This is a genomic window from Vibrio jasicida CAIM 1864 = LMG 25398 (genome assembly GCF_000400365.1).
In the GTDB taxonomy this organism is placed as follows: domain Bacteria; phylum Pseudomonadota; class Gammaproteobacteria; order Enterobacterales; family Vibrionaceae; genus Vibrio; species Vibrio jasicida.
On the sequence record NZ_BAOG01000258.1, the window covers coordinates 1 to 221 of the forward strand.

The window sequence follows — 221 nt, forward strand, 5'->3', positions numbered from 1 at the left end:
TTGTTGGCTACGTAGCTCAGCTGGTTAGAGCACATCACTCATAATGATGGGGTCACAGGTTCGAATCCCGTCGTAGCCACCATTTATTTTATTGTCTAGGTTTTACCAATTTCCTAGATGATTTAGAAAAGTCGCGGTCGTGGCGGAATTGGTAGACGCACCAGATTTAGGTTCTGGCGCCGCAAGGTGTGAGAGTTCAAGTCTCTCCGACCGCACCATAC

Annotated in this window: 2 tRNA genes; both read left to right on the forward strand. The window is 48.0% G+C overall.

What is annotated here, in order from left to right:
• Positions 1 to 5 precede the first annotated feature (5 nt).
• Positions 6 to 82: transfer RNA gene (locus tag VJL_RS27385), tRNA-Met, on the forward strand.
• A gap of 51 nt (positions 83 to 133) precedes the next feature.
• Positions 134 to 218 (forward strand) — tRNA-Leu (locus tag VJL_RS27390).
• Positions 219 to 221: the final 3 nt, after the last annotated feature.